Here is a 26582-nt window from a genome sequence, read left to right as displayed (position 1 = left end):
AGGCTCAGGCCGACTGATATTGCGCCGCGGCATTGTTGAGGGTTTCGGCAATCTGCTGGCGCAGGCTCAGGGGCTTTTCGACGATCAACCCATCGCCCTGGCTCAGTAGCCACCAGCGCAGTTGCCAGCTGTTGCTGACGGTGGCCTGCAGGCGGTGCCCAGCATCCAGCGGAGTCAGGTGCATGTCGGCCGACAGCGGCGTCTCGCGCACCAGGCGAGCCAGGTTGTCGCTGATCCAGGCCTGCAGTTCGATCTTGTCGGTATCGCCGAACTGCAGGGCATCGCTGCGCAGGTAGGCCTGCAGATCGAAGGCGCGCAGGCCTTCGGTAGGGCTGTCGAGGATGCGCAGCTTGCGAAAGCGATGCACGGCGAACTGGCGAATGTCGGTATAGGGCGCGGCGGTGGCAATCAGGTAACTGACCTGGCCGCGCTGGATCAACGCCAGCGGGTTGAGGGTCAGCTCGCTGAGCTTGTCGTTGTGCGCCGAGTAGTACTGGCAGTGCAACTGGTACTCCTCGAGCAGTGCATGCTGCACGGTCTCCAGAATGCTGTCGGGTACTTCCGGGGCCTGCATGTTCATGTCCGGGCGCACGCTGGCGACCTTGTCCAGCCAGCGCGCCACCTTGTTCGCCCCCGACAGGTGCTCGAGCTTTTGCCGCGCGTGGCTGAAGCGCGGGTCGAGCACCTTGAGCATGCTCCCTGGCAACAACGGGCGTACCGCCTCTTCCACCAGCGCGAGGCTCAGCGCCTCGCTGACACTGATCCCACGCAATTCGATGCAGGCGTTGGCCGCCCAGTGCCAGCCGTACGGGATGCTTTTGTCGTTGCGCTCCAGCGGAAAGATCAGCGACAGCTCATTGAGGTCGCGCTCGATGCTGCGCTTGCTGATGGAGAATCCTGCGTCCTTCAGGCGGCCAACCAGCTCGGCACTGGTAATGCCCGGTGAGCGGCTGGGCAGCTGGCGCAGCAACTCCCATTGGCGGCTGAGGGTGGCACGTGTCGTGGCGGAGGGCAAAAGGCGGCGTCCTTGTCTAGGCTTGCGGTTGTAGCATGGCGCCAGCGCAGTGATATGGCAATTAGCCATTTATGTATCCAGATCAAGGATGAAGCACTTGAGTGCCCTAACTGAATCGTTCGCGACAGGTTTTGTCGTGGCCGTGCGCAGAATCACGCCTCATCACTCCCGCTGTTGGATCTGTGGGTAGTTCAATGAGGACGAACATGTCAGCTGCCAGCAACATCTACCCACTGCTTGAGCGCCTGTTGCCCGAGCGGATCATCCCTGCGCCCGGCCGTCCCGGCCGCTTGCAGCGGTTGTACGCCGGGGTTGGCATGCCCAGCCAGCGGGCAGTGCTGGGCGAGAGTTTCGCCCTGATCAGCCGCCTGGATGAAGCCAGCGACCTGCAAGCGGTCTACGACGACCTCCGCGCCCAGGCCCTGGACGGCAACGTCGGTGCGCTCAACGACCTGGGCTGGATCTGGCTCAACGGCAAGTACTGGCGCGCCGACCCGACCCTGGCCGGGCACCTGCTGCGCATGGCAGCCCTGCAGGGCAGTGCCGCAGCCTGGTTCAACCTGGGCCAGCAGCATTACTTCGGCAAGGGCGTGGAGGTGGCCTATGCCAGCGCGGCGGAGTATTACCAGCAGGCGTTCGAGCGCGGCCTGGAGCATGCCGCCGCTGCCCTGGGCGATCTCTACGAGGAAGAAATCTGCGACAGCGATGGTCAGCAATGGCAGGTCGACCTGCAGCAGGCTTATCGCTGGTTCCTGCGCGGCGCCCAGCGCGGCGACGCACGCTGCCGCTTCGAGGTCGGCTACCGGCTGCTGCATGGGCTGACGGCCAACGTCGATATCAAGGCTGCGGTGTACTGGCTGGAACTGGCCGCCGTGGCCGGGGTGATGCAAGCCGCCGAAGCGCTGGCGCTGCACTTCAGCGAGGTCAACAACGCCCTGCGCTATCTGTTCTGGCGCGAGCAGGCGATCAGCCTGGGCAGCAAGCTGGCGCTGAACATGAAGCTGGACGATCAGTTGCAACCTTGAACATGACGTCTGTCAGCCACTATTGACGGCAGGGGTGGTGATCGAAGAATATTGATAGTTAGCAAACTATGAATATAGCCACGAACCTCCCTTCATGACCCTCGACGCACTGCAACTCAACATCAGCAGCGGTATGGTGGTGGCCGGCCGGCACTGGCGGCGCATCTGCCAGGCGACCCTGGCCGGCTACGGCATCTCCGAAGCTTGCGCGGTCCCTTTGCTGATGATCGTGCGCCTCGGGGATGGCGTGCATCAGGTCGCCGTGGCCCAGGCGGCGGGGCTCGAAAGCCCGTCGCTGGTGCGCCTGCTCGACCAACTGTGCAATGCAGGTTTTGTCTGCCGCAGCGAAGATCCGGTGGACCGCCGGGCCAAGGCCCTGAGCCTGACCGCCAGCGGCCGGGTGCTGGCCGAAGCCATCGAAGGCGAACTGGTGCGCCTGCGCCGCGAAGTGCTGCAAGGCATCGACGAAGCCGACCTGCTGGCCACCCTGCGCGTGCTGCGCGCCTTTGAAGAGGCTGCCCAGCGCACCCCGGGCGTGCCGACATGAACGGCTTTTTCAGCTCGATGCCGCCTGCACGCGACTGGTTCTACGGCGTGCGCACCTTTGCCGCGTCGATGATCGCCCTGTACATCGCCCTGCTCATGCAGTTGCCACGGCCTTATTGGGCCATGGCCACCGTGTATATCGTCTCCAGCCCGTTCGTCGGTCCCACCAGCTCCAAGGCTCTGTACCGCGCCCTGGGTACCTTGCTCGGTGCCGCCGGGGCGGTGTTCCTGGTGCCGCTGCTGGTGCAGACGCCGGTGCTGTTGACCGTCGCCGTGGCCTTGTGGACCGGCACCTTGCTGTTCCTCTCGCTGCACCTGCGCACCGCCAACAGCTATGCGCTGATGCTCGCGGGTTACACCTTGCCGATGATTGCCCTGCCGGTGGTCGATGACCCGCTGGCGGTGTTCGACATTGCCTCATCGCGGGCCCAGGAAATCTGCCTGGGTATCGTCTGCGCGGCGGTGGTCGGGGCAATCTTCTGGCCGCGGCGCCTGACCCCGGTACTGGTTGGCGCCACCGGCAACTGGTTCAACGAGGCGATCCGCTACAGCGATACCTTTCTTGCCCGCGAAGCCAGCGCCGACAAGGTCGGCGGCCTGCGCGCCTCGATGGTCACCACCTTCAACTCGCTGGAGTTGATGATCGGCCAGCTGTCCCATGAAGGCGCACGCTCGCAAACGGTGAAGAACGCCCGTGAGTTGCGCGGGCGGATGATCCACCTGCTGCCGGTGATCGACGCCCTCGACGACGCCTTGCTCGCCCTCGAAGGCCGCGCTCCGGCCCAGACCGAACAACTGCAGCCATTGCTCGACGAGGCTCGCACCTGGCTGCAAGGCACCGCCCAGGACCCGTCGCCGGCGCGCTGGTCTGCTTTGCGTGCACGAATCGAACACCTGCAGCCGAGCGCTGCGGCCCTTGATGAGCGCGCCTCGCTGCTGTTGTCCAACGCTCTCTATCGCCTGGCCGAATGGGTCGACCTGTGGCAGGACTGCTGCAGCCTGCAGCACGCCATCCGCAACGAAGACTTGTCGCCCTGGCGCGCGGTCTACCGGCATTGGCGCCTGGGCCGGCTGACGCCGTTCTTCGACCGTGGGCTGATGCTGTACTCGGTGTTCTCCACCGTCAGCGCAATCATCGTCGCCACCACATTGTGGATCCTGCTCGGCTGGGGCGATGGCGGCAGTGCGGTAATTCTCGCTGCCGTGGCCTGCAGCTTCTTTGCCGCCATGGACGACCCGGCGCCGCAGATCTACCGGTTTTTCTTCTGGACCTCGTTGTCGGTACTGTTCGCCAGCCTTTATCTGTTCCTGGTGCTGCCCAACCTGCACGATTTCCCGATGCTGGTACTGGCCTTCGCCGTGCCGTGCATCTGCGTCGGCACCCTGACCGTGCAGCCGCGTTTCTACCTGGGCACCTTGCTGACCATCGTCAACACCGCCTCGTTCATCAGCATTCAGGGCGCCTACGACGCCAACTTCCTGACCTTTATCAACGCCAACCTGGCCGGGCCGGTGGGCTTGCTGTTCGCCTTCGTCTGGACCTTGGTGGTGCGCCCGTTCGGCGTCGAGCTTGCGGCCAAGCGCCTGACCCGCTTCAGCTGGCACGACATCGTCGGCATGACCCAGCCGGCCACGCTGGCCGAGCACCGTCACCTGGGCGTGCAGATGCTCGACCGGCTGATGCAGCAGCTGCCGCGCCTGACCCAGACTGGCCAGGACACTGGCACGGCCCTGCGTGACCTGCGCGTGGGCCTGAACCTGCTTGATTTGCTGGCCTACATGCCACGGGTCGGCGCGCAGCCGCGCCAGTTGCTGGAGCGGGTGGTGGAAGAGGTGGGTGAACACTTCCAGGCCTGCCTCGATGCCCGCCGTCGCCTGCACGCTCCCGAGGTGCTGTTGCAGAGCATGGAACGCGCCCGCCGCGCCCTGAACCTCAACGATCTGGCCGACAGCGCCGAAGCCCGCGTGCACCTGCTGCATGCCCTGAGCGGCCTGCGCCTGGCGCTGTTGCCCGGGGTCGAGGTGGTGCTGGAGCCGTCCGGCGATCAGCCCCAACTGCCCTATGGAGCGCCGCTGTGATCGGAGATCTGGATATCAGCGGGGTGTTCCTGCCCACGCTGCTGGTGATGATGGTCCTCACCTACTTGCTGTTCCTGGGCGTGCACGCGCTGCTCAACCGGGTGCATTTCTACCGCCTGGTCTGGCACCGGGCGTTGTTCAACGTTGCGCTTTACGCCGTGCTGCTCGGCACGGTCGACCACTTTTGCCGAAACCTGATGCTGCCATGAAAAAACCCTTGTTGACCCTGGGCCGCGTGGTCCTGACCCTGCTGGTAGTGACGCTGGCGACCGTGCTGGTTTGGCAGATGGTCATGTATTACATGTTCGCGCCCTGGACCCGTGACGGGCACATCCGCGCCGACGTGATCCAGATTGCCCCGGATGTTTCCGGTTTGATCCAGCAAGTCGAAGTGCGCGACAACCAGGTGGTCAAGCGCGGTGACGTGCTGTTCACCATCGACCAGGATCGCTTCCACCTGGCTTTGCGCCAGGCCCAGGCAACCCTGGCCGAGCGCAAGGAAACCCTGGCCCAGGCCCAGCGTGAAGCCCGGCGTAACCGTGGCCTGGGTAACCTGGTGGCCGCAGAGCAACTGGAAGAGAGCCAGTCGCGCCAGGCCCGCGCCGAGTCGGCCCTGGCCCAAGCGCAGGTGGCGGTGGATGCCGCGCAACTGAACCTTGACCGTTCGGTGGTGCGCAGCCCGGTCGATGGCTACCTCAACGATCGTGCTCCGCGTGCCCACGAGTTTGTCAGTGCCGGGCGGCCGGTGCTGTCGGTGGTCGACAGCGACTCCTACCACGTCGATGGCTACTTTGAAGAAACCAAGCTGGCCGGTATTCACATCGGCCAGGCTGTGGATATCCGCGTGCTTGGCGACAACACCCGTTTGAGCGGCCGCGTTCAGAGCATCGCCGCCGGCATCGAAGACCGCGACCGCAGCAGCGGCGCCAACCTGCTGCCCAACGTCAACCCGGCGTTCAGTTGGGTGCGTCTGGCCCAGCGGATCCCGGTGCGTATTGCCTTCGATGAAGTGCCAGCGGACTTTCGCATGATTGCCGGGCGCACCGCGACGGTGTCGATCCTTGAGGACAAGGGGCAATGAAACGCCTGTCACTGCTCGGCCTGAGCCTGCTGCTGACGGCCTGCCAGATGGTCGGACCGGATTACCAAGTGCCCAAGGACGCCGCGGTTCAGCGCGCCGACCTGCAGGGCCAACTGCGCCAGGACGCCAATAGCGTGGTCTCGGCGCCAGTGCCGAAAGACTGGTGGCACCTGTACCAGGATGAGCGCCTCAACGCGCTGGTCCGTCAGGCCCTGGCGGCCAACAGCGAACTGCGAGTGGCGGCGGCGAATATTGCCAAGGCTCGTGCCCAGGTTGAAGAAGCCGAAGCCCAGGGTGGCCTCAACGGCGGTGTGAAACTGGGCGCCCAGCGTTTGCAGGAGTCCGGCGAAGCCTTCTTGCAACCGGAGAAAGTACCGGTGGCCAACATCGGTGAGGCGATCATCAGCGCGTCTTACCAGTTTGACCTGTGGGGCACCCTCAAGCGTGGCGTCGAAGCTGCCCAGGCCAATGCCGACGCGACTCAGGCCGCCGCCGATACCGCACGTATCACCCTGGTGGCGGACGTGGTGCGCGCCTACACCCAGGTGTGCGCGGCCAACGAGGAATACCACATCGCCCACGAGTCCCTGGACCTGCAAGAACAGAGCGTGACCCTGACCCAGCGCTTGCGCGATGCCGGCCGGGGCGACGAAACTCAGGTGACCCGCTCGCAGACCCAGTTCAAGTCCCTGCGTGCCGAGCTACCGCGGTACAAGGCCGCGCGTGAGGCGGGCCTGTATACCTTGTCGATGCTGCTGGCCAAGCCGCTCAACCAGTTGCCGGCCGGTACCGGCGATTGCGCCGAGCTGCCGCATATCGCCCAGGTGCTGCCGGTGGGCGATGGCGCTGCGCTGCTCAAGCGCCGTCCGGATATCCGCCAGGCCGAACGCAGCCTGGCGGCGGCCACCGCGACCATTGGCGTGGCCACCGGGCAGCTGTATCCGGACATCAGTATCGGAGCCCAGGTGGGCACCATCGGTATCCTGGAGAACCTCGGCAAACCTGCAACCAACCGCTGGGGCTTCGGCCCGCTGTTGACCTGGAATGTGCCGACCAACGGCTCGCGGGCGCGCATCCGTGAGGCACAAGCTTCGACCCAGGCGGCGCTGGCGCATTTTGATGGCGTGGTGCTCAATGCCATTCGCGAAACCCAGACCAGCCTGGCGCAGTACAGCGCCTTGCTGGAGCGGCGTGATGCCTTGGCCGATGCCGAGCGTTCGGCGCAGTTGGCGGCGGATCAGACCCATCGGTTTTATCAGGCCGGGCGCGAGTCGTTCCTTGCGGATCTGCAGGCGACCCGCACTTACACCGACATGCGCGCGCAGTTGGCGGCGGCCAACACCCAGGTGGCGATGGGGCAAATTGGGTTGTTCCTGGCGTTGGGTGGTGGTTGGTAGATCGCATCGCGGGGCAAGTCGAGTCGTCGCACCGCCGCTTGCCCCGCGATGATGTTCACTTATCCACAAGCCCCTTGAGCATCTCGATCGGCAACGGAAACACAATCGTCGATGACTTGTCCCCGGCAATGCTGCCCAGGGTCTGCATGTAACGCAGCTGCATGGCCCCCGACTGGCGGCCGAGCATTTCCGCCGCCTGCATGAGTTTCTCCGACGCCTGTAGCTCACCTTCGGCATGGATCACCTTGGCCCGCCGTTCCCGCTCCGCTTCGGCCTGACGGGCAATGGCGCGGATCATCGACTCGTTAAGGTCGACATGCTTGATTTCGACGTTGGCCACCTTGATGCCCCAGGCATCGGTCTGCGCATCCAGCACCTGGCGGATGTCCAGGTTCAGCCGTTCGCGCTCGGCCAGCAGCTCGTCCAACTCATGCTTGCCGAGCACCGCGCGCAAGGTGGTCTGCGCCAGTTGGCTGGTGGCCATGAGAAAATCCTCGACCTGGATGATCGCCTTCTGCGGGTCGAGCACGCGAAAGTACAGCACCGCGTTGACCTTGACCGAAACGTTGTCGCGGGTGATGACATCCTGCGGCGGTACATCCAGCACCACGGTGCGCAGGTCGACCCGGACCATCTGCTGGATCCCCGGGATCAGCAATACCAGCCCCGGCCCCTTGACCCGCCAGAAGCGCCCGAGCTGGAACACCACGCCGCGCTCGTATTCGCGCAGGATGCGAAACGCCGACAGCAGCAACACCGCCAGCAGCGCCAGCAAGGCGCCAAAGCCCAGTTCGAAAAACATCTCAGTCTCCTTGCGCCGGTGGTTGTGCCTCGGCGCTGACGTCCAGTAGTACGCCCTTGCGTGTAATCACCCGGACGCGTTGCCCCACCTGCAGTGGCGTCTGGCACTGGGCCTGCCACTGTTCACCCTGCGCCTGCACGGAACCGATGAACGGATCACTGTCATTGACCGCCATCACCGTCGCCAGGCAGCCCACCAATCCGGCGTCGCCGCTGACCAGCGCCCGCTTGCGCGCCTTCATGGCCATGCCCAGCACGCCGCCGAGCAGCAGCGCCGAGAGCAGAGCGAGGGTCAGGATCAACGCCAGGGGGATGCCAAAGCCGGGCACGTCGGTGTCCATCAAGATCACCGCGCCGACCACGAAGGCGACAATGCCGCCAAAACCGACCACACCGAAGCTGGGCAAGAACGCCTCGGCAATCATGAACGCGATGCCGAGCATGATCAGCGCCGCCCCGGCATAGCTCACCGGCAGCAACTGCAGGGCATACAGGGCAATCAGCAGGCAGATGCCACCGATCACCCCGCCCACCCCGGAGCCTGGGCTCATGAACTCGAACATCAGCCCGTAAATGCCGATCATGATCAAAATCAGCGCCACGCTCGGGTTGGTGATCACCGCCAGCAGGCGCGTGCGCCAGTCCGGCTCGCGCTCGATGATGGCCACGTTGGCGGTATGCAGTTGCACCGGCTGGCCGGCGGCTTCGAGGCTTTTGCCATCGAGCTGGCGCAGCAGGTCGGGCAGGTCGTTGGCGATGCGGTCGATGACTTTCAGGCGCAAGGCTTCATTGGCCGGCAGGCTGACCGATTCGCGTACCGCCTGTTCTGCCCAATCGGCATTGCGCCCGCGCAGTTGCGCCAATCCGCGAATGTAGGCAGCGGCGTCGTTTATCTGCTTGCGGGTCAGGGTGTCCTGCTCAGCGCTCGGCGCTTGTTTGTCGCCAGTGGGCGCAGCGGGCGGTGCGGCCGGGTCCTTGGGCGTGCCCGGCAGCCCGCCGATCTGCACCGGCGTGGCGGCACCGAGGTTGGTGCCCGGAGCCATGGCCGCCACATGGCTGGCGTAGAGGATGTAAGTACCGGCGCTGGCCGCCCGGGCGCCGCCGGGGGCGACGAAGGTGACGACCGGCACGGGGCTGGCGAGAATCGCCTTGATGATTGTGCGCATCGAGCTGTCGAGCCCGCCTGGGGTATCGAGGCGGATGACCACCAGTTGCGCCTGCTGCGCCTTGGCCTGCTCCAGTCCGCGAACCAGATAGTCGGCACTGGCCGGGCCGATGGCGTCATCGATACTCAGTACCAGCACCGGATTGCCGGGCGCAGCCACACCGCTCGTCAGGGCGCCGAGCAGCAGAACAAGCAGCAGGTGCCGACACCAGCGAGCGATCACCTGAATTCACCCGGGCTGTGCGTGTCCAATAAGTTTAGTCGGCTGCTTGGGGCAGCACGGCCTAAACTTCAGAAGTGGGGGCGCTGTATCCGGAGGTGCATCATGCGAATGGCAAAAACCCTGCAGCAATGCCTGGACAAGGCCGGCTGCGATTACGACATCGTTCCTCACCCGCACTCATCCACCAGCCTTGAGTCGGCGCGTACGGCCGGGGTGCCCGCCGAGCGGGTGGCCAAATCGGTCATGCTCGACGACCGCCACGGCAACTACCTGATGGCCGTGCTACCGGCCAACCGTCACCTGGACATGAGCAAGGTGCGCGCCACCGGGCCATGGCAAATGACCCGCGAAAGCGGCCTGCCACACCTGTTCGGTGACTGCGAGCGCGGCGCCATTCCGGCGCTGGGTGATGTGTACTCGATCAAGATGCTGCTCGACCCGACCCTGACCCGTCAGGGCGATATCTATCTCGAGGCCGGTGATCACGATCACTTGATCCACATGAATATGGCGCAATACCTGAAACTGGTGCCGAACGCCGAAGTGCGTGAGGTTTGCTGATGATCAACCCACTGCCAGGCTGGCGTCGTGGATGCCCGGCCTGGCCCCAAGGAGTCACGCATGGAATCAAATATTCATCCGTTTTCGGAGCTCTTCAAACAGCTGGGCCTGCCTGATGATGCCCAGGGCATTGACCAGTTCATCACCAGCCATTCGCCGCTCAAGGGCGACATCAAGCTGGTGGATGCACCGTTCTGGACCGACAGCCAGAGGGCATTTCTCAAAGAAAGCATCCTTGAGGACGCCGACTGGGCAGAGCCGTTCGACCAGCTCAACGAGGCGCTGCGGCGTCCGAGAAAATAAACGCTGAGCGGCACATCTACCGGCGAACGGCGTTGCTATGCTCAGGAAAAAACAACAAGGGGATAGCGCTAATGAAAGATCCCTATGCCGCCGGTTTCTGGTGTGCCGTGACCGCCCTGGGCCTGCTGACCGTCGGTTATTTCTATGGCATCAAACAGACCCACCACCTGGGTCAGGCCCTGGTGTTTCTCTACGCCGCCGGAGGCGTGATCGGGGCGCTGGCCCTGACCGCGTTGGCGTGGATTGCCTGGCAGCAATTGCGGGTAAGCAAACGCCAGCTGGCTCAGGGGCGAACACTGGTGGCCATCTGGAACACCAAGGTGGCTTTGCGCCGGGTCGAGACAGTCTTCGACCGTTACTTCTGGGGCAGCTACTGGCAGCCCGGGCGGACCTTTCAGGAGGTAATGGGCGAGCTTGAAGGCACGCCGCTGGAGCAGAGCCTGGAAGCGCTGAAACGCCAATGCCGCGAGCTCGACCGTGAAACCCACGACCACCGCCGCCACTGGCTGGACAACGCCCGCGAGCTTTCCACGGTGGCCACCGCCATGGCCCGTGAACGTTATCAACTGGACTTGTGCGACTCGCAGCAAAGCAGCGGCCGCGGCGCCGCCGTGCTCAACCGCGATCTGGAAGTGCTGGTGTACACCTGGTCGGCGCGCCTGCGCAGCTTCGACCACCAGCTCGATGAGCTGGAGGGCGAATACCGCTGAGCGCGCAGCGAATCAGTCGCCGCGGATGTACTGTTCCAGTTGCAGGATCATGTTGGCCTGCTCGGCGATGGCTTCCTTGACCAGGTCGCCGATCGACAGCAGGCCGAGCAACTCGCCGTTCTCGACCACCGGCAGGTGGCGCAGGTGACTGTTGGTCATCATGTTCATGCAGTATTCGACATTCTGGTGCGGGTCGACGGTGATCACCGGCGCACTCATGATCGCGCTGACCGGCGTGCCCACCGAACTGCGGCCCTTGAGCACCATCTTGCGCGCATAGTCGCGCTCACTGACGATTCCCACCACACGCCCGTCCTTCACCACCGGCAGGGCACCGACGTTCTTCTCGGCCATCAGGCGCAGCGCGTCGAGCACCATATGGTCAGGGCCGATAGTGTGAACCTGGTGGTGCTGCTGAGCTTTTGTTTTTAGAAGCTGTGCCACGGTTTTCATAGAGGCCTCTGCGATGCTGGGAGTGGGTGACGGCAGATAGCTACAGAATCGTGTACAGATCGCCGCAGGGCAAGGGCGAAAGCGGCATCGATGTGATTGAAAAACGTCATGGGCGCAAAAACGCAAAAGCGGCCAATGATGGCCGCTTTGCTTTGAATCTCGATCAATCCGTGATCAAGCGTTTTTCGGGTTAGGGCCGAAACGGTTCGGGCCAGGTTGGCTGTCCTGGCACAGGAAGATCAGGTTGACGATCGGGAACAGCAGCCACCAGCCGCTACGGTCGGTGTCGTGCATGCGTCGAACGGCTACGGCGATGCCCGGGACCAGCACTGCCAGGCTGTACAGGTAGGAGAAGAGCGTGCCGGTAAGGGCCTCGCGGTCGAGATAGGGCACCAGCATGTACACCAGGAAGGTGACCAGGATGAACAGCCAGTATTCCTGGCGGCGTGACCGGCCGGAGAACAGGGCGTATTTCTTCAGTAGTTCAACGTACCAGATGCCGCCGGGCGCAGGTACGGCCGTGAAGGTTGCAGCGGGTTGCGCTGCACCGCAGGCCGGGCAAGTCACGGCGCTGTTGTGGATTTCCTTGGCGCAGCCACGGCAAAAAACCATACTCATGTGTTGTCCCTTACATGACCAGCCAGATTAACAAAATTAGTAAAATGCCTGACAACACCGTGCCGGCAATTGCCATGTAGGTTCCCGGTTTTTTTTTGACGAGGCTGAGCGTGCCCAGGACGAGCCCGGTCAGTGCAAAAAAGCCCATTCCCCACAGGGTGTTACGATCCCAGCTGGCAGGTTCAAACAGCGTAAATACACAGGCGATGCAGAGGATCAGCGAGCTGGCTCCCATCCAGGACAAGGGCTGGCTGGCAGGTTGCGTGGTGGCGGAGAGCGTCTGAGGGGCGCCGCACTGTGTGCAGCTGGGGGCTGTTTCATGGATTTCCATGGCACAACCGCGGCAAAAAACCATTGCCATGACAATTCCTTTTGATCGTTTCCGCGTGCGTGGCGCAGCGGAGGGCGGCGGGGAGTTTATCAAAGACTTCGAAGATGGCGTAAAAGTGACAGCGCCCTGCTGATCTCCCGAGGGATTCGACAGGGCGCAGTACTTCAGCTCTTCTGCACGATCACCTGACTGTTCAGGTCATTGAGCATGGCGTCCAGGGTTGGCTTCATCTTCTCGAAGTCTTTGACGCTGCACACCGCTTTGGGGTTGTGGAAGTCCAGGCGGCGTTTGATCACCAGGCTGTTGCCCTGTTGGGCATACTCGGCGCTGTAGTCAAAGTGCTTGTCCTTGAGGCTCACAGGCTTTGGCGCGGCGATGATCTTGACGTCGGCCGGGAACTCGAAGCGCGCCTGCTCTTCGGTGATGCCGGAGATGCAGGTGAAGTCCTGGGTGCGCTGTTTTTCCGCGATAAAGCCGAAGACGTTCTGGGCAATACCGCCGGCCAGGCTGGTCAGGGTCGGCACGCCAATCGGGCCGGGCAGGTTGACCAGGTTTTCGCTGCGGCCATCGATGCGCATCTCGAAGGCGCCGCTGGTTTCCAGGTCGTCGCTGCTGATCTTGCCGCTGCCGCGCTGGCCATAGGCGGCGAGGATGCGCTGGGTCAGCAGGTCGCGCTCGGCCGGTTGCATGTTGCGCATCATCCAGCGGTTCATCTCGGCAGCCCAGCCATCGATTTTCGAGGCGTGGATGAAGTCGGCGGCGCCGCTGCTGGCTACGGTGTAGGTGGTGCTGTTGTGCACCACGCCGGGCTGGGTGGCCGGGGTGTGGCCGAGTTTGCCGGAGCGGGTCAGCACGGTGGGCTTGTCCAGCACTGGCGCTGGCAGGTAGCCGCTGGCGATGGCTTCGGCGGTGGAGTCCAGGTACAGGTCCAGGCTCGGGATGTAGGTCACCACGTGGTTGATCACGCCCAGGGTCGGCACCTTGGGCAGAGCGTAGGCATTGCCGAGGTTGATCAGCGCCGGGGTGCTTTCGATATTGACCGCGGCCAGCAACGCTTCGAGCAGGGCAACGTGGTCCTTGCAGTCGCCATAGCGGTTGCTCAGCACGGTATCGGCAGCATGCGGGACTACGCCGCCGGCACCGATGTACACCGCCACGTAACGAATGTTGCGGCGCACCCAGTCACCCAGTGCCAGGGCTTTGTCATGCGGGTCGTCGAACTTGGCCGTGAGCTTTTCGGCCAGTTCACGGATGGCTGGCGTTACTTCGTTGTTGGCCCGCGCCGCATAGGCTTTGGCGAACTCGCTGTAATCGGCGAAGGTGGACACGGCCAGGTACTTGCCGTAGTCCGAGTAGGCTACCGCGCCGAGCTCCGTACGGGCGTTGTCACCCTGCACGTAATCCCACTGGTAGACCTTGCGACCAGGCTCGGCTTTCGGGCTGGAAGCCTTGAAGCCTTTGGCCTCGGCATTGAGCTTGAGGTTCTTCGGCAGGTCGTAGATCAGGGTGAACTGCTTGGTCGGGTGGAACTGCGGCATCGCCAGGTCTTCGAACTGGCCGGGGAACAGCGGGGTCTTGCGCTGCTTCTTGAAGCTCAGCACCAGGCGATCGCCCACGGCAACTTCCGGAAAGATCACCACTTTGACCAGGCTGTCGTGGAACATCGGCGCTTGCGACGACTGTTGCTCCTGCTGCTCCTTGATCTGCTCGGGGCTGACCACTACTTTGCGGCCGTCCGGCTTCTGGGTATAGGCCTGGGTGACCTCAAGGCTTTCCAGGGTGCGGTTGTAGTACAACGACTGCTGGGCCTTGGCCTGGATCGCGCGTTCTTCGTTGATCAGCAGGACCAGGTCCTGGGTGGATGCGTAGCTGCCGTCTTCGGCAACCACGGTGCGCAGAATGTCCTTTTCGATGGTGACGGAGGGGTCAGTACCGTCGTCCTTGGCCTGTGCCGTGTTCAAGACGAACAGGCAGCACAGCATCCCGACCAACCGGGTCGGGGTCAAAGCGAACCGCTTCATAAAGATCCTTCTTGCTGGTGTATTCCAGGGATCTGATTCCTTAAATGCGAATCAGTTAGTAGCATTTTGCCTTATCAGTAGCCGGTGCTGCTGTGAAAATTTCTTCAGCGCAGGTTTTTCCTGTGTTTTATGTCTCTAGCGATTCAAGGATTCAGCATGTTTACCAGGCGGCACTCCGTCATGACCCTCCTGTTGCTTGGCGCCGGCAGCGCCTGTGCCGACAGCGTCGAACTGGCGCCGCTGGAAGTGACCTCGACGCGGGTCAATTCCGCCTGGCTGGAGACCCCCGCTTCGATTAGCGCCGTGGACGTTGCCGACAAGCCCGGCGAGCAACTGCTGACCCTTGATGGCCTGCTGTCTGCGGTGCCCGGCAGCGTGTCGCAGAGCCGCTACAACATGGCCCAGGGCATGCGCCTGTCGATTCGTGGCTTTGGCGCGCGTTCAAGTTTCGGCATGCGCGGCATTCGTGTGCTGGTCGACGGTGTGCCGCTGACCATGCCCGATGGCCAGACCGAAATGGACGGCGTAGATCTAGGCCTGGTGGAGCGCATCGAAGTGATCCGCGGCTCGGCCTCGACGCTATATGGCAATGGTGCGGGCGGCGTGCTGGCGATCCAGACCCGCGAGCCTTCGCTGACGCCGCAGTCGACCATCGACGTCAGCGGCGGCGAATATGGCTACCAGCGCCTGCGCGCGGAAACCAGCGGCACCTCCGGCAACTTTGGCGGCCTGCTGGCGCTCAATGTCACCAACCTCGACGGCTATCGCCAGCACTCCACCTCCGAGGCGCGCAACCTCACTGGCAAGCTGCGCTGGCAGGGCGATGCCGGACAATTTGGGGTAACTTTTCAGGCGCTCGACAACCGCTCCGAAGACCCCGGCGCCCTGACCCTCGCCGAAGTGCACGCCAAGCGTGACCAGGCCCGGGCGCAGAGCCTGCTGTACAACTCCGACGAAGACATCACCCAGCAGCGCCTGGCGCTGAACTGGATTGGCGACCTGGGCGAGGCCGACAGCTATCAGTTGCGCAGCTGGCTGGGGCGCCGCGAGTTTGGCAACCGCCTGCCTTACGCCAATGGCGGTCAGACTACCTACACCCGGCTGTTCGCCGGGGTCGGCGGACAGTACACGCACCAGGCCAACTGGTTCGCCCTGGACCAAAAAGTCACCGCCGGTGTCGATCTTGAACAGCAACGCGATGACCGTGAACGGCACAACAACCAGATCGGTGGCGGCACCGGTGCACTGACCCTGCGTCAGCAAGAGAAGGCCGGCAGCGTTGGCCTGTACCTGCAAGACACTATCGAATTGAGCGAGCGCTGGCAGCTGACCCTGGGCGGTCGCTACGACAGCATGCGCCTGGCGGTGGATGACCGCTTCGAGCGCGACGGCGACGACTCCGGCTCGCGCACCCTGGACGACTGGAACTACAGCGCTGGCCTGAGCTATCGCCTGAGCGAGCATTACCTGGTCTATGCCCGCGTCGCCACCTCGTTCGAAACCCCCACGGTCAACGAACTGGCCAACCCGGCAGGTGGCGGCTTCAACCCGAGCCTGCAACCGGCGAAGGCGCTCAACCGCGAACTGGGGATCAAGGGCGAATGGAGCGACTTGCGCGCCGAGGCCGTGGTGTACAGCATCGCGCTTGAGGATGAACTGGTGCCCTATGTCGACGGCGGCCAGACCTTCTATCGCAATGCCGGCAAGTCGAGGCGCGATGGTGTCGAGTTGAGCGCCGACTACCAGCTGCTGGAGCACTGGCGGCTGTCCATGGCTTACAGCTTCAACAACTACCGTTACACCGACTTCAACGGCTTTGATGACAACCGCCTGCCGGGCATCCCGCGTCAGACCTTATTCAGCGAAGTAGCCTACGAGCATGATGGTTTCTATGCGCGCTTGAACATGAACGCCTACGGCCCGCAGTACGCCGACAACGCCAACAGCGCGCGGGTTGCTGGGGTGGCGTTGCTCAACCTGCGGGTGGGCAAGCAGTTCGACCTGGGCGGCCAGACGTTGGAGCCGTATCTGGGTGTGGATAACCTCAGTGACCGTCATTACTACGACAATTTGCGTATCAATGATGGCGCCGGGCGTTACTACGAACCGGGCCCGGGGCGCACCCTGTATGCTGGCGCGCGCCTGAGTTTCTAACCCGGTAGGAGCGGCGGTGCGACGATTCTGCCACATCGCCTCGCGGGGCAAGCCCGCTCCCACACCTATGGTCGGCGATTCTGGTAGGAGCGGGCTTGCCCCGCGATCGCGATCTACCGGCCGCATCGCATTGCGGGGCAAGTCATACCGCCGCTCCCACAAGGCCAGTGGTCAGCGGCTATTCACCCACCCGCTCCTCAATCCCATCCAGCAAGGCATCCACCAACCCTTTGGCCATCTCTACCGAATGCAGGGTCGACCACAAGAAGCCCTTGTGGGCCGGATCAATATCGTCGAAGGCTTTGTAGCCAGTGTCGTAAGCGCAGCCTAAGTAGAGAGAGGCATGCACCAGCGCATCATGGGCGGCGACACCGGAGCAAACAGCGAACAGCGCAGAGTGCCCGGCTTGGCAATTGCCGAAGACGGAGTGGGCGGTGGCGGCGGATTTATCGAGTGGTGGATCTGGGACGATTTTTTTCATGTCAGGTTCTTCCGGGTGAAGCTGACACTGTCATCCGTTACCACACGAATGGGTGGCAGCTGTACGCGGGGTGGTAAACCGGGGAGAACCCTAAACCCGGCAGGCTCGAAAGCCTCCCGCGCACAGCCGCCATAGGCTGTGTAGGGTTCACGACACCGGGTTACCACACCCGATCACCGAGTTTTCGGTGACGGGCAGGAGCCTAGAGGCATGAGTTCCCAGGGACAATCAGACGGGCATCGACAGACCGCGTAGGGTATTTCTTAGGACGACACATTTCGAGACTTCGAAACATAATCTGACATAGACGCGCGCTGGTAGGAGCGGCGGTGCGGCGACCCGACTTGCCCCGCGATTGCGGTCTGCCTGCCGTATCGCATCGCGGGCAAGCCCGCTCCCACACAGGGAGTACTGGGCCGGAAAACAAAAAAGGCCCAGGTATTCACCTGAGCCTTCATTGATATGGCGCACTCGGCGGGATTCGAACCCACGACCCCTGCCTTCGGAGGGCAGTACTCTATCCAGCTGAGCTACGAGTGCAACGCGGGCGCCATGATACCCATCTAGGCTGGCGGCGTCCATCGTCGAAATGACTGTGGTCGATTTCGCACACTCAAGGGGCTATAAGTGACGTTGATCCGAAAAAATTCACCGCACAGCGCTTTTTGTTCTTTTTTTCGAACACCCTATTGTCCTTTCTCCTCGTTGATCCTAGGATTCGTTTGAGATTTCAAACGCTCTCCTTTTTCTACAATCAATAATTCGCTCCGTGCCTGCACGGTGCAGTTAAGGAAGCCCGACATGCAGCTTAAAGACGCCCAGTTGTTCCGCCAGCAAGCCTTCATCAATGGAGAGTGGCTGGACGCGGACAACGGCCAGACGATCAAGGTCAACAACCCGGCAACGGGCGAGATCATCGGCACTGTGCCGAAGATGGGCGCCGCTGAAACCCGCCGTGCCATCGAGGCCGCCGACAAGGCGCTGCCGGCCTGGCGCGCGCTGACCGCCAAAGAACGTGCTGGCAAGCTGCGTCGCTGGTTCGAGCTGATGATCGAGCACCAGGATGACCTGGCCCGCCTGATGACCACCGAGCAGGGCAAGCCGCTGGCCGAGGCCAAGGGCGAGATCGTCTACGCCGCTTCCTTTATCGAGTGGTTCGCTGAAGAAGCCAAACGCGTTTACGGCGACACCATCCCGGGTCACCAACCAGACAAGCGCCTGATCGTGATCAAGCAGCCGATCGGTGTGACCGCGGCCATTACCCCGTGGAACTTCCCGGCGGCGATGATCACCCGTAAAGCCGGCCCGGCCCTGGCCGCTGGCTGCACCATGGTGCTCAAGCCTGCTTCGCAAACCCCGTACTCGGCCCTGGCCCTGGTTGAGCTGGCCACCCGCGCCGGTATCCCGGCTGGCGTGCTGAGCGTGGTCACCGGTAGTGCTGGCGACATCGGCAGCGAGCTGACCGGTAACCCGATCGTGCGCAAGCTGTCGTTCACCGGCTCCACCGAAATCGGTCGCCAGCTGATGGCCGAATGCGCCAAGGACATCAAGAAAGTGTCCCTGGAACTGGGCGGTAACGCGCCGTTCATCGTGTTCGACGACGCCGACCTGGACAAGGCCGTCGACGGCGCGATCATCTCCAAATACCGCAACAACGGCCAGACCTGCGTTTGCGCCAACCGTATCTACGTTCAGGACGGCGTCTACGATGCCTTCGCCGAGAAGCTCAAGGCCGCTGTGGCCAAGCTGAAAATCGGCAACGGCCTGGAAGACGGCACCACCACCGGCCCGCTGATCGACGGCAAGGCCGTGGCCAAGGTCCAGGAACACATCGAAGACGCAGTCGGCAAGGGCGCCAAGGTGCTCAGCGGCGGCAAGCTGATCGAAGGCAACTTCTTCGAGCCGACCATTCTGGTCGACGTACCGAAGAACGCTGCCGTGGCCAAGGAAGAAACCTTCGGCCCGCTGGCGCCACTGTTCCGTTTCAAGGACGAGGCCGAAGTCATCGCCATGTCCAACGACACCGAGTTCGGCCTGGCCTCGTACTTCTATGCCCGTGACATGAGCCGTGTGTTCCGTGTCGCCGAAGCCCTGGAATACGGCATGGTCGGTATCAACACCGGTCTGATCTCCAACGAAGTCGCGCCGTTCGGCGGTATCAAGGCGTCGGGCCTGGGCCGCGAAGGCTCCAAGTACGGCATCGAGGACTACCTGGAAATCAAATACCTGTGCATCAGCGTCTGATCGCAGCGTAAGGCTTTACCTCTGCCAGCGGGGCGCGAGAGCGACGTCTCGCTGGCCTTTTTTACACCGTACATCCAGTGGCCTGGGCCCCTGCAGCAGTCGATCAACGCATGCTGCCCGCAGTTGAATACCGGCCACTCCGACTTGAATCGCGCCGCCTTGTGTGTGGCGAATTGAGGACATTATGAGCAAGACCAACGAATCTTTGATGCAACGTCGTGTCGCCGCTGTTCCACGCGGTGTAGGCCAGATCCACCCGATCTTCGCCGAGTCGGCAAAAAACGCCACCGTCACTGACGTCGAAGGCCGCGAGTTCATCGACTTTGCCGGCGGTATCGCAGTACTGAACACCGGTCACGTGCACCCGAAGATCATCGCTGCCGTTGAAGCCCAACTGCACAAGCTGACCCACACCTGCTTCCAGGTACTGGCCTACGAGCCTTACGTCGAGCTGTGCGAAAAGATCAACGCCAAGGTGCCAGGCGACTTCGCCAAGAAAACCCTGCTGGTCACCACCGGTTCCGAAGCCGTTGAAAACGCCATCAAGATCGCCCGTGCCGCCACTGGCCGTGCCGGCGTGATCGCCTTCACCGGCGCTTACCACGGCCGTACCATGATGACCCTGGGTCTGACCGGTAAAGTCGTGCCTTACTCGGCCGGCATGGGCCTGATGCCAGGCGGCATCTTCCGCGCCATCTACCCGAACGAACTGCACGGCGTAAGCATCGACGACTCGATCGCTTCCATCGAGCGCATCTTCAAGAACGACGCCGAAGCCCGTGACATCGCGGCAATCATCCTTGAGCCAGTTCAGGGCGAAGGTGGTTTCTACGTTGCGCCGAAAGAATTCATGAAACGCCTGCGTGCCCTGTGCGACCAGCACGGCATCCTGTTGATCGCTGACGAAGTACAGACCGGCGCTGGCCGTACCGGTACCTTCTTCGCCATGGAACAGATGGGCGTTGCTCCAGACCTGACCACCTTCGCCAAGTCGATCGCTGGCGGCTTCCCGCTGGCCGGTGTGTGCGGCAAGGCCGAGTACATGGACGCCATCGCTCCAGGCGGCCTGGGCGGCACCTACGCCGGTAGCCCGATCGCTTGCGCCGCGGCCCTGGCCGTGATGGAAGTGTTCGAAGAAGAGAAACTGCTGGACCGCAGCAAGGCCGTTGGCGAGCGCCTGGTCGCTGGCCTGCGCAAGATCCAGGACAAGCACCCGATCATCGGTGACGTGCGTGCCCTGGGTTCGATGATCGCTATCGAAGTGTTCGACAAGGCCGGTTCCCACACCCCTAACGCTGCCGCCGTTGCTTCGGTTGTGGCCAAGGCGCGTGACAAGGGCCTGATCCTGCTGTCGTGCGGCACTTACGGCAACGTCCTGCGTATCCTGGTTCCGCTGACCTCGCCTGATGAGCAACTGGACCAAGGTCTGGCAATCATCGAAGAGTGCTTCGCAGAACTCGCGTAAACTGTGACGCATTAGAAGAAAAACCCGCTTCGGCGGGTTTTTTTTCGCCCAAAGGAAGGCCAGGGGGCTAAGGTTGCCTGTAAGGAGACACCTAGGAAGGTGCACTGGATTGCGTGTAGCGGAATATCGGGAGAGTTGTATATGAGCGTTGTAGAGCCCGCCCAGGCACCTTGTGTGCTGATTGCCGAAGGCGACCCCTGGGTCCGGGACATGCTGAGCCAGATGCTCCTCAGCGTGCGCTGCGATGCGCGTTTGCAGGTGTGTGCCGATGGCTCGCAGGCGCTGGCGGCGCTGGCCAGCAAGCCGGACCTGATCATCGCTGCACGCGAGCTGCCCGGCGGCGACGGCCTCGACCTGCTGCGCAACGTGCGGGCCAAGGGCCGCCAGCCGGCGCTGCCGTTCATTCTCATGAGCAACCGCAGTGACGCCGCCAGTGTGCGCGAAGTGCTGCCGTTCGCGCCGACTGCCTACCTGAGCAAGCCGTTGAACATGGAGTCCTTGCGTCAGCGCCTGGAAGACCTGCTGCTCAGCGCCGGGGAGGAGGTCGCCTGCCCGGTGCCGCCGTTGCAGCCGGGCTCGACCTTGCCACGCTTTCTGGAAGGGCGCCGGGCGACTTCAGATGGCGGCCCGCTGTTTGCCGATGTGAAGCGGGCGATCAAGCGCAGCTTGCAACCCCAGGGCCTGGACCTCAAGGTGCTGGAGGCCGAGATTCGCAACGATCCCCAGGTTACCGCCGTGCTGATCGCCGCCGCCAACAGCGCGGCACTGCATCGCGATGGTGCGGTGCAGACACTGATGCAGGCGCTGAACAGACTGGGCACGACCCAGAGCATGAACCTGATCCTGGGGCTTGCGCTCAAGCGCAGCGCCAAGCTCAGCGACCCGATTTTGTCGCGCCATGCCGAGCATTTCTGGGACTTGTCGCTGCACACCGCCGAATACGCGCGGACCCTGGCGCGCATGCTCGAGCTGGATCAGGAGCGCTGCTATTGCGCCGGTTTGCTGCATTGCCTGGGTGATCTGGCGCTGCTGCGTTGCTTGCAGGAATGGCAGCAGGCCGGGGGTGAGCTGGATGAAGATGGGGTGCAGCTGTCGCTCAACGAGTTTGGCGCGGCGTTCGGCTCGGCGCTGCGTACCCGCTGGCGTTTGCCGCTGGAGCTGCGCGAGCTGATTGCGGCGATCTACCAGTTGGGCGGTGGCGTGTATTCACGCGATGCGCTGGTCATGAACCTGGCTGGGCAGCTGGCGCGCTTGCCGGCGGATCAGGGGCTGGAAGGTTTGGTTGAAAGCAAGACGGCGCGTTTGCTCAAGGTGGGGATGGCCGAGCTGGGCAGGTTGCGCAAGGCTTGAGGGGCCGGGGCCGCTGTGCGGCCCAATCGCTGGCAAGGCCAGTTCCCACAAGGGGCTACGCAGTAGCCCCAGAACAGCGAAAAGGCCCGTCAGCCACTGACAATCTGATTCTTGCCTTGGCGCTTGGCCTGGTACATCGCCGCGTCCGCCCGGGCGAACAGGCTGTCCAGCGACACGTCCGCTTCGCTGATCCCGGTCAGCCCCTGGCTCACCGTCACCCCGAACACCTTGTCATCATGGCTGAAGCTCAAACGCTGAATCTCGCGCTGCAGGCGCTCGGCAATCTGCTGGGCAATCTCCGGCGTGCAGCCCGGAAACACCGCAGCGAACTCCTCGCCACCAATACGCCCGAACTGATCACCGCGACGCAAGACCGCCTTGCCGGTATCGGCGATGCGCTGCAGCACATAGTCGCCTTCCTGATGCCCGTAGGTGTCGTTGATCTGCTTGAAGTCATCGATGTCGAGCAGCAGGAACGCTAACGGCGTTTGCTCCAGCCGCGCGGTTTCGAAGGCGTGCTGAGCGCATTCGAAGAAGTGCCGGCGGTTGCTGCTCTGGGTCAGCACGTCGGTGGTGGCCAGGCGCTGCAGTTCGCCTTCGAGCTGCTTCTTTTCGGTGATGTCCTCGGCCATGCCGACAATGATCACCCGTTGGCTCGGGTCGGCCTGCTGATTGATGAAGCACTTGTCGCTGATCCAGCGCACCTGGCCATTGGTGGCGATGATGCGGTACTCGCGGTCTTCCACCGCGCCTTTGACCAGCACCTCGGCCAGGCTGCGTTCGGCGTAGTCGAGGTCGTCGGGGTAGATGCTGTCGCGCCACTCGTTGAAATCGGCCAGTAGCAGGCCGGCGGGGCGGCCAAAAATGCGTTCGTAGGCGGGGCTGACGTAGAGCACCTGGCGGCTTTCCCAGTCGAATGCCCACAGCACCGCGTTGACGCTGTCGAGCAAGGAGCTGAACAGCTGTTCGCGCTCGCTCAGGCGTGCGACCTCGCCTTGAGCATGCATCAGGGCTAGAAGGGTTTGGGCGGCTTCAGGTGGCGGGTTGCAGGCCAGGGGTGTTGGTTTGTTCTTGACCATTTGCGCGGAAATTCTCACGACTGGGGCGTGCGGCCACGACCCGGCCCGCCACGCGGGCGATGTGCCTGTCAGAGTGAGATTAGGCGGGTAAGTTCCAGTCGGCGCGCCACTGAACGGGCGCGCCGATCAACGGCATCAGGCCAGGGCGGGGCGCAGCGAGTAGGTCTTGAGCTGGGCGGCGAAGTCGCGCAGCGACTGGATCCCGCTGGCCTCGGCTTCGTGCACCCAGTCTTTCATGGCCGCGAGCATGTCGTGGCCGTTGGCGCTGGTGCGTACCCAGATTTGCTGCAGGGCCAGGCGCTTCTCGTAGATGGTCTTGAGTGCCTGGCTGTGCTCGAGCATGGTCTGGATGCGCAGGTGGTGGCGGTCTTCCAGCAGGCTGGTTTCCCGCGACAGCAAGCGCTTGGCACGGCGGAACTGATGGCGCACCGAGTCATCGACCCGGGCCAGCTCCTGCTTGACCAGCGGCGCGATCACCAGCTTGCGGTACTGGGCCATGATCTGGAAGCGGTTGTTGAGGATCGCCATGGCGGTGTCCATGTCCAGCTGGCCCTTGCCTTCGACCCGGTGGGCGATCGGCGCGACGCGCTGCACCTTGGCCAGGCGCAACCAGCAGAACAGCTTGATCCAGGCCCAGCCCATGTCGAACTCCCAGCGCTTGACCGACAGCTTGGCCGAGTTGGGGTAGGTGTGGTGGTTGTTGTGCAGCTCTTCACCGCCAATGATGATGCCCCAGGGCACCAGATTGGTGGCGGCGTCGCGGCACTCGAAGTTGCGATAGCCGACCGCATGGCCCAGGCCATTGACCACACCAGCGGCCCAGAACGGAATCCACATCATCTGCACCGCCCAGATGGTGATGCCGGCGGTGCCGAACAGCAGCAGGTCGATCACCGCCATCAGGACGATGCCGCCGAGCTTGTAGCGGCTGTAGAGGTTGCGTTCGATCCAGTCTTCCGGGCAGTTCTTGCCATAGATGCGCAGGGTTTCCGGGTTCTGTGCCTCTTCGCGGTACAGCTCGGCGCCCTTGCGCAGGACCGTGGACAGGCCCTTGATCACCGGGCTGTGCGGGTCATCGACGGTTTCGCATTTGGCGTGGTGCTTGCGGTGGATGGCGGTCCACTCACGGGTGTTCTGCGCCGTGGTCAGCCACAGCCAGAAACGGAAAAAATGCTTGAGCCCGGCGTTGAGTTCCAGCGAGCGGTGGGCGGAATAACGGTGCAGGTAAACGGTGACACTGACGATGGTCACATGCGTCATTACCAGGGTAACTGCCAGCAATTGCCACACTGACAAGTTGAGCAAACCTTCGTACCACATAGGCTAAATGGCCCTCAAAAACATAGGGAACAGCGGGAAACATTATCCCTGCGCCAGCAAATAAAACCAGTCGGCCTTTTAGATAGGAGGTCACCGGATGTTTCTACCCTATAATCCCCACAAATTTTTGTGGGTTTGCCCGGGACCTTATGTCTGCTTCCATTCGAGACGCCATGCGCATGGCGGCGCTCTACCTTGTGCTTTCGGTACTGTGGCTGGCGCTGTCTGATCAATTATTGAACAGTCTTTTCGATGCGCCTGAGCAGATCGCCCGCTGGCAGTTGATCAGCGCGCACTTCTGGGTGCTGTGCAGTGCCCTGCTGATTTTTGTCTCGCGCGCCCGTTTGCTCAATTTCATCGGCGTCGGTGTGCGCTTGCGCCGTGAGGACCGCGAGCGCCTGCGCATGGCTGCGGCGGTGTTCGACAGCACCCTGGAAGGGGTCTTGGTGACTGACCGCAATGGCCTGATCGTGCACGTCAACCGGGCGTTCATGCAGATCACCGGTTACGACAAGGACGAAGTGCTCGGCCAGCGCCCGAGCAAGTTCAAATCCGGCCGTCACGGTGCACCGTTCTATCAGCAGATCTACGCCACCCTGGCCGAAAAGGGCGAGTGGAGCGGCGAGATCTGGAACCGGCGCAAAAGCGGTGAGGTATACCCGCAGTGGCAGACCATTTGCGCCATTCGCGATGACAGCGGCGAGTTGAGCCACTACGTCGCGGTGTTCAGCGACATCAGCGCGATCAAGCATTCCGAGCGCGAACTGGCGTACCTCGCTCATCACGACCCGCTCACCGACCTGCCCAATCGCCTGCTGTTCAACGACCGCACCGAGCAGGCCCTGGCCGCGGCCCAGGCCAACAAGCGCGGCTGCGCCTTGCTGCTGCTCGACCTGGACCATTTCCAGAGCATCAACGACAGCCTCGGCCACAACATTGGCGACCAGTTGCTCAAGGTGGTGGGCGAACGCTTGAAGGCGCTGTTGGGCAGCGGCGTGACCCTGGCCCGCCTGGGTGGTGACGAGTTCGCCGTGCTGGCCGAGAACTGCTCGCAGGTCGGCCAGGCCGCAGCCTTGGCGCAGAGCATCATCGACGGCATGAAGGAGCCATTTGAAGTCGACAATCAACGCTTGTTCATCAGCGTCAGCATCGGTATCAGCCTGTTCCCCAGCGACGCCCTGAGCGCCGAGCAATTGCTGCGCAATGCCGACTCTGCGCTGTTCAAGGCCAAGACCTGCGGCCGCGCCGGTTATGCGCTGTACACCGAAGAGCTGACCGCCCATGCCCAGCAACGGGTCGAGACCGCCGGCGAGCTGCGCCGGGCACTGGAACAGGAAGAGCTGCGGGTCTATTACCAGCCGGTGCATGACCTGTTTAGCGGCAAGATGATCGGCGTCGAGGCGCTGGTGCGCTGGCAGCATCCGCAGCGCGGGCTGGTGCCGCCCGGGGAGTTCATCCCGATTGCCGAGCGCACCGGGCTGATTGCCGATATCGACACCTGGGTGCTGCGCCAGGCGTGCCTGCAGATGGTGCAATGGCAGGCCGAGGGGCGGGCGCTGGAGTTTGTTGCGGTGAATATTTCCAGCCGTCTGTTTGGCCATCGCGACCTTTATCAGCAGGTGGCGCAGGTGCTGCATGACACCGCCCTGGACCCGGCCTTGCTCGAACTGGAAGTGACCGAGAGCGCGGTGATGGAAGACCCCGAGGTGGCGCTGGAGCAGCTGCATCGCTTGCGTGAGCTGGGCTTGCGCCTGGCCATCGATGACTTTGGCACCGGCTATTCGTCGCTGCTGCGGCTCAAGCGCCTGCCGGTGCAGAAGCTCAAGATCGACCAGGGTTTTGTCGCAGGCTTGCCCTGTGATGAAGACGATGTGGCGATCGTGCGGGTGATCATTGCCCTGGCCCGGAGCATGGGCATGCTGGTGCATGCCGAGGGCATCGAGCAGGCCGAGCAGGCGCGTTTTCTGCTGGAGCAGCAGTGCCAACTGGGCCAGGGCTACTGGTTCGGGCGGCCGGTGCCGGCACAGCAATTGCGCTGGCCCTGAAGGCCTTATCGCCGGCAACGCCGGCTCCCATAAAGGCTCTGCTGGCAAAGGGCCTGTGGGAGTTGGCCTTGCCAGCGATGGGTTGCAGCGCGGCCCCCAAGGTTTTGCTTTTTTA

24 protein-coding genes and 1 tRNA gene are annotated in these 26582 nt (G+C 63.0%); 14 read left to right on the top strand and 11 right to left on the bottom strand.

Annotated features, from left to right (window positions below):
• Positions 1-4: 4 nt before the first annotated feature.
• Positions 5-1015, bottom strand: coding sequence for a helix-turn-helix transcriptional regulator (locus tag F8N82_RS24105; RefSeq protein ID WP_038997757.1), 1011 nt, complete (start codon positions 1013-1015; stop codon positions 5-7).
• Between the two features lie 206 nt (positions 1016-1221).
• Here F8N82_RS24105 and F8N82_RS24100 point away from each other — a divergent pair, with 206 nt between their 5' ends.
• The 6 genes from F8N82_RS24100 to F8N82_RS24075 all read left to right on the top strand — a co-directional run bounded on the left by F8N82_RS24100 (position 1222) and on the right by F8N82_RS24075 (position 7143).
• On the top strand, positions 1222-2040 hold the full coding sequence (locus F8N82_RS24100) for a tetratricopeptide repeat protein (RefSeq protein WP_038997756.1): 819 nt from the start codon (positions 1222-1224) through the stop codon (positions 2038-2040).
• A gap of 94 nt (positions 2041-2134) precedes the next feature.
• Positions 2135-2587, top strand: a complete 453-nt coding sequence (locus F8N82_RS24095; RefSeq protein ID WP_038997755.1) for a MarR family winged helix-turn-helix transcriptional regulator — start codon at positions 2135-2137, stop codon at positions 2585-2587.
• Positions 2584-4665, top strand: a complete 2082-nt coding sequence (locus tag F8N82_RS24090; protein WP_038997754.1) for an FUSC family protein — start codon at positions 2584-2586, stop codon at positions 4663-4665. The genes F8N82_RS24095 and F8N82_RS24090 overlap by 4 nt, the downstream gene beginning before the upstream one ends.
• A complete protein-coding gene (locus F8N82_RS24085; protein ID WP_038997753.1) occupies positions 4662-4874 on the top strand; it encodes a DUF1656 domain-containing protein in 213 nt (70 codons plus the stop codon). Before F8N82_RS24090 ends, F8N82_RS24085 begins: the two co-directional genes overlap by 4 nt.
• Entirely contained in the window at positions 4871-5746 is an 876-nt protein-coding gene (locus tag F8N82_RS24080; RefSeq protein WP_038997752.1) for an efflux RND transporter periplasmic adaptor subunit, read from the top strand. Before F8N82_RS24085 ends, F8N82_RS24080 begins: the two co-directional genes overlap by 4 nt.
• A complete protein-coding gene (locus F8N82_RS24075; protein WP_038997750.1) occupies positions 5743-7143 on the top strand; it encodes an efflux transporter outer membrane subunit in 1401 nt (466 codons plus the stop codon). The genes F8N82_RS24080 and F8N82_RS24075 overlap by 4 nt, the downstream gene beginning before the upstream one ends.
• Before the next feature lie 55 nt (positions 7144-7198).
• Here the strand turns inward: F8N82_RS24075 and F8N82_RS24070 are convergent, their stop codons facing one another.
• Together F8N82_RS24070 and F8N82_RS24065 are read right to left on the bottom strand one after the other, a co-directional pair.
• Complete coding sequence (locus F8N82_RS24070) at positions 7199-7945, bottom strand: slipin family protein (protein ID WP_038997749.1); 747 nt, start codon at positions 7943-7945, stop codon at positions 7199-7201.
• Position 7946: 1 nt separating this feature from the next.
• Positions 7947-9332 (bottom strand): NfeD family protein, encoded by a 1386-nt coding sequence (locus F8N82_RS24065; RefSeq protein WP_038997748.1) that lies wholly within the window; start codon positions 9330-9332, stop codon positions 7947-7949.
• 102 nt (positions 9333-9434) lie between these two features.
• On the opposite strand from F8N82_RS24065, the gene F8N82_RS24060 reads away from it, so the two are divergent.
• The 3 genes from F8N82_RS24060 to F8N82_RS24050 all read left to right on the top strand — a co-directional run bounded on the left by F8N82_RS24060 (position 9435) and on the right by F8N82_RS24050 (position 10906).
• Positions 9435-9893, top strand: coding sequence for an aminoacyl-tRNA deacylase (locus F8N82_RS24060; protein WP_038997747.1), 459 nt, complete (start codon positions 9435-9437; stop codon positions 9891-9893).
• Positions 9894-9953: 60 nt separating this feature from the next.
• The gene (locus tag F8N82_RS24055; RefSeq protein ID WP_038997746.1) at positions 9954-10196 is read left to right on the top strand and encodes a DUF2789 domain-containing protein; all 243 of its coding nucleotides are present in this window, start codon (positions 9954-9956) and stop codon (positions 10194-10196) included.
• A gap of 71 nt (positions 10197-10267) precedes the next feature.
• A complete protein-coding gene (locus F8N82_RS24050; RefSeq protein WP_038997745.1) occupies positions 10268-10906 on the top strand; it encodes a hypothetical protein in 639 nt (212 codons plus the stop codon).
• Between the two features lie 12 nt (positions 10907-10918).
• On the opposite strand, the gene F8N82_RS24045 is transcribed toward F8N82_RS24050, so the two are convergent.
• The 4 genes from F8N82_RS24045 to F8N82_RS24030 all read right to left on the bottom strand — a co-directional run bounded on the left by F8N82_RS24045 (position 10919) and on the right by F8N82_RS24030 (position 14329).
• A complete protein-coding gene (locus F8N82_RS24045) occupies positions 10919-11359 on the bottom strand; it encodes a CBS domain-containing protein (RefSeq protein WP_038997744.1) in 441 nt (146 codons plus the stop codon).
• 174 nt (positions 11360-11533) lie between these two features.
• Positions 11534-11971, bottom strand: coding sequence for a DUF805 domain-containing protein (locus F8N82_RS24040; RefSeq protein ID WP_176470429.1), 438 nt, complete (start codon positions 11969-11971; stop codon positions 11534-11536).
• A 16-nt stretch (positions 11972-11987) separates the two neighbouring features.
• The gene (locus F8N82_RS24035; RefSeq protein ID WP_038997743.1) at positions 11988-12338 is read right to left on the bottom strand and encodes a hypothetical protein; all 351 of its coding nucleotides are present in this window, start codon (positions 12336-12338) and stop codon (positions 11988-11990) included.
• A 134-nt stretch (positions 12339-12472) separates the two neighbouring features.
• Positions 12473-14329, bottom strand: coding sequence for a DUF3857 domain-containing transglutaminase family protein (locus F8N82_RS24030; RefSeq protein ID WP_038997742.1), 1857 nt, complete (start codon positions 14327-14329; stop codon positions 12473-12475).
• Positions 14330-14509: 180 nt separating this feature from the next.
• On the opposite strand from F8N82_RS24030, the gene F8N82_RS24025 reads away from it, so the two are divergent.
• On the top strand, positions 14510-16483 hold the full coding sequence (locus F8N82_RS24025; protein ID WP_224793757.1) for a TonB-dependent receptor family protein: 1974 nt from the start codon (positions 14510-14512) through the stop codon (positions 16481-16483).
• Positions 16484-16661: 178 nt separating this feature from the next.
• Here the strand turns inward: F8N82_RS24025 and F8N82_RS24020 are convergent, their stop codons facing one another.
• Together F8N82_RS24020 and F8N82_RS24015 are read right to left on the bottom strand one after the other, a co-directional pair.
• Positions 16662-16964, bottom strand: a complete 303-nt coding sequence (locus F8N82_RS24020) for a DUF3077 domain-containing protein (RefSeq protein WP_026001250.1) — start codon at positions 16962-16964, stop codon at positions 16662-16664.
• A gap of 463 nt (positions 16965-17427) precedes the next feature.
• A tRNA-Arg gene (locus F8N82_RS24015) sits at positions 17428-17504 on the bottom strand.
• 261 nt (positions 17505-17765) lie between these two features.
• On the opposite strand from F8N82_RS24015, the gene gabD reads away from it, so the two are divergent.
• The 3 genes from gabD (at position 17766) to F8N82_RS24000 (ending at position 22023) form a co-directional block, all read left to right on the top strand.
• Positions 17766-19208: an NADP-dependent succinate-semialdehyde dehydrogenase gene (gabD, locus tag F8N82_RS24010; RefSeq protein WP_038997740.1), complete on the top strand. Its 1443-nt coding sequence runs from the start codon at positions 17766-17768 to the stop codon at positions 19206-19208.
• 184 nt (positions 19209-19392) lie between these two features.
• Entirely contained in the window at positions 19393-20673 is a 1281-nt protein-coding gene (gene gabT, locus F8N82_RS24005) for a 4-aminobutyrate--2-oxoglutarate transaminase (RefSeq protein ID WP_038997739.1), read from the top strand.
• Between the two features lie 141 nt (positions 20674-20814).
• Entirely contained in the window at positions 20815-22023 is a 1209-nt protein-coding gene (locus F8N82_RS24000) for a response regulator (RefSeq protein WP_038997738.1), read from the top strand.
• 89 nt (positions 22024-22112) lie between these two features.
• Here F8N82_RS24000 and F8N82_RS23995 read toward each other — a convergent pair whose 3' ends face one another.
• The gene (locus F8N82_RS23995; protein ID WP_052251600.1) at positions 22113-23102 is read right to left on the bottom strand and encodes a GGDEF domain-containing protein; all 990 of its coding nucleotides are present in this window, start codon (positions 23100-23102) and stop codon (positions 22113-22115) included.
• A 135-nt stretch (positions 23103-23237) separates the two neighbouring features.
• Positions 23238-24422: a delta-9 fatty acid desaturase DesA gene (gene desA / locus F8N82_RS23990; protein WP_038997735.1), complete on the bottom strand. Its 1185-nt coding sequence runs from the start codon at positions 24420-24422 to the stop codon at positions 23238-23240.
• A 149-nt stretch (positions 24423-24571) separates the two neighbouring features.
• Here desA and dibA point away from each other — a divergent pair, with 149 nt between their 5' ends.
• Positions 24572-26467, top strand: coding sequence for a phosphodiesterase DibA (gene dibA, locus F8N82_RS23985; RefSeq protein ID WP_038997734.1), 1896 nt, complete (start codon positions 24572-24574; stop codon positions 26465-26467).
• The last annotated feature ends 115 nt before the right edge of the window (positions 26468-26582 follow it).

Origin of the sequence: Pseudomonas fluorescens, from assembly GCF_902497775.2 — a bacterium.
Lineage (GTDB): Bacteria > Pseudomonadota > Gammaproteobacteria > Pseudomonadales > Pseudomonadaceae > Aquipseudomonas > Aquipseudomonas putida_F.
This window is presented reverse-complemented; position numbering and strand designations above follow the sequence as displayed.

Coding starts and splice junctions, on each gene's coding strand:
- F8N82_RS24055 (WP_038997746.1), top strand. CDS start 9,954: ATGGAATCAAATATTCATCCGTTTTCGGAGCTCTTCAAACAGCTGGGC.
- F8N82_RS23995 (WP_052251600.1), bottom strand. CDS start 23,102: ATGGTCAAGAACAAACCAACACCCCTGGCCTGCAACCCGCCACCTGAA.
- F8N82_RS24060 (WP_038997747.1), top strand. CDS start 9,435: ATGCGAATGGCAAAAACCCTGCAGCAATGCCTGGACAAGGCCGGCTGC.
- F8N82_RS24040 (WP_176470429.1), bottom strand. CDS start 11,971: ATGGTTTTTTGCCGTGGCTGCGCCAAGGAAATCCACAACAGCGCCGTG.
- F8N82_RS24020 (WP_026001250.1), bottom strand. CDS start 16,964: ATGAAAAAAATCGTCCCAGATCCACCACTCGATAAATCCGCCGCCACC.
- F8N82_RS24075 (WP_038997750.1), top strand. CDS start 5,743: ATGAAACGCCTGTCACTGCTCGGCCTGAGCCTGCTGCTGACGGCCTGC.
- gabT (WP_038997739.1), top strand. CDS start 19,393: ATGAGCAAGACCAACGAATCTTTGATGCAACGTCGTGTCGCCGCTGTT.
- F8N82_RS24025 (WP_224793757.1), top strand. CDS start 14,510: ATGACCCTCCTGTTGCTTGGCGCCGGCAGCGCCTGTGCCGACAGCGTC.
- F8N82_RS24070 (WP_038997749.1), bottom strand. CDS start 7,945: ATGTTTTTCGAACTGGGCTTTGGCGCCTTGCTGGCGCTGCTGGCGGTG.
- dibA (WP_038997734.1), top strand. CDS start 24,572: ATGTCTGCTTCCATTCGAGACGCCATGCGCATGGCGGCGCTCTACCTT.
- F8N82_RS24095 (WP_038997755.1), top strand. CDS start 2,135: ATGACCCTCGACGCACTGCAACTCAACATCAGCAGCGGTATGGTGGTG.
- desA (WP_038997735.1), bottom strand. CDS start 24,422: ATGTGGTACGAAGGTTTGCTCAACTTGTCAGTGTGGCAATTGCTGGCA.
- F8N82_RS24100 (WP_038997756.1), top strand. CDS start 1,222: ATGTCAGCTGCCAGCAACATCTACCCACTGCTTGAGCGCCTGTTGCCC.
- F8N82_RS24035 (WP_038997743.1), bottom strand. CDS start 12,338: ATGGCAATGGTTTTTTGCCGCGGTTGTGCCATGGAAATCCATGAAACA.
- F8N82_RS24050 (WP_038997745.1), top strand. CDS start 10,268: ATGAAAGATCCCTATGCCGCCGGTTTCTGGTGTGCCGTGACCGCCCTG.
- F8N82_RS24030 (WP_038997742.1), bottom strand. CDS start 14,329: ATGAAGCGGTTCGCTTTGACCCCGACCCGGTTGGTCGGGATGCTGTGC.
- F8N82_RS24000 (WP_038997738.1), top strand. CDS start 20,815: ATGAGCGTTGTAGAGCCCGCCCAGGCACCTTGTGTGCTGATTGCCGAA.
- F8N82_RS24080 (WP_038997752.1), top strand. CDS start 4,871: ATGAAAAAACCCTTGTTGACCCTGGGCCGCGTGGTCCTGACCCTGCTG.
- F8N82_RS24045 (WP_038997744.1), bottom strand. CDS start 11,359: ATGAAAACCGTGGCACAGCTTCTAAAAACAAAAGCTCAGCAGCACCAC.
- gabD (WP_038997740.1), top strand. CDS start 17,766: ATGCAGCTTAAAGACGCCCAGTTGTTCCGCCAGCAAGCCTTCATCAAT.
- F8N82_RS24090 (WP_038997754.1), top strand. CDS start 2,584: ATGAACGGCTTTTTCAGCTCGATGCCGCCTGCACGCGACTGGTTCTAC.